2 protein-coding genes are annotated in these 1,073 nt (G+C 61.5%); both read left to right on the top strand.

From position 1 onward, the window contains the following. On the top strand, window positions 1-298 hold a 298-nt coding region (locus AB4Z11_RS32400), incomplete at its 5' end, for a PaaI family thioesterase (protein ID WP_442030383.1). Next, window positions 295-957 (top strand): uracil-DNA glycosylase, encoded by a 663-nt coding sequence (locus tag AB4Z11_RS32395; protein WP_442030381.1) that lies wholly within the window; start codon window positions 295-297, stop codon window positions 955-957. The genes AB4Z11_RS32400 and AB4Z11_RS32395, both read left to right, overlap by 4 nt. The last annotated feature ends 116 nt before the right edge of the window (window positions 958-1,073 follow it).

Here is a 1,073-nt window from a genome sequence, read left to right as displayed (position 1 = left end):
GTTCCACCTCGCTCCCAACGGTTTCCTGCACGCCGGTTCCGTAGTCACGCTGGCCGACACCGCCTGCGGCCTGGCCTGCTTCGCCAACCTGCCGGAAGGCGCCAACAACTTCACCACCATCGAACTGAAGTCGAATCACCTCGGCACCGCGCGCGAAGGTGCAATCACCGTGAGCGCCAAGGCCGTGCACATGGGCCGCACCACCCAGGTGTGGGACGCCACCGTCAGCGACAAGTCGAACGGCAAGACCATTGCCCTGTTCCGCTGCACCCAGATGATCCTGTATCCGAAGGCATGACCGTCCGCATCGAAGCGTCGTGGAAGGATCAGCTCCAGCCGGAGTTTGAGAAGCCCTACTGGGACGGCCTGACGAGCTTCGTGCGCACCGAGTACCAATCGACGCAATGCTGCCCGGCGGGCAAGAACATCTTCCGCGCTTTCGACCTGACACCCTTCAATGATGTGAAGGTGGTCATTCTCGGCCAGGACCCGTATCACACACCGGGCGCAGCCATGGGCTTCTGCTTTTCCGTCCCCGATGGCAATCGCCCGCAACCGAGCCTGCAGAATATTTTCCGTGAGCTGGAGACGGACCTCGGCGTGGGCCGCCAGCGTACCGACTTGTCGGACTGGGCCGAACAGGGCGTGTTCCTTCTCAATAGCGTGCTGACTGTGCGCGCACGCGCGGCAGGTTCGCATGCAGGCAAGGGCTGGGAGACATTTACCGATAGCGCGATTCGCCGCCTGTCCGAACAGCGCGACGGCCTGGTCTTCATCCTGTGGGGCAGCTATGCGATCGCCAAGCGTGCACTGATGGATCCGCGCAAGCATCTGATCATCACCTCGCCGCATCCGTCGCCATTCTCGGCCGACAAAGGCTTCTTCGGCAGCCGTCCCTTCTCGCGCGCCAACGCTTATTTGTCGCAGCAAGGCAAAACGCCCATCAGTTGGGCATAAATGTGCGGCCATTCGCGCCGTGCTCAGCTACCATGTGTTCTTCGACCGGCGAGGAACAAGGACACATGAAAGCACGCATTCTTGGCGCTGCACTGCTGTGCGTCTCATCTTTATCC

Source organism: Pseudoduganella sp. RAF53_2, assembly GCF_052113985.1.
Lineage (GTDB): Bacteria > Pseudomonadota > Gammaproteobacteria > Burkholderiales > Burkholderiaceae_D > Rugamonas.
Note: the sequence above shows the minus strand (reverse complement) of the source record. Positions and strands in the feature narration are given on the sequence as shown.

Bases quoted from the DNA above. Each gene is read 5' to 3' on its own strand.
- AB4Z11_RS32395 (WP_442030381.1), top strand. From the start codon at position 295: ATGACCGTCCGCATCGAAGCGTCGTGGAAGGATCAGCTCCAGCCGGAG.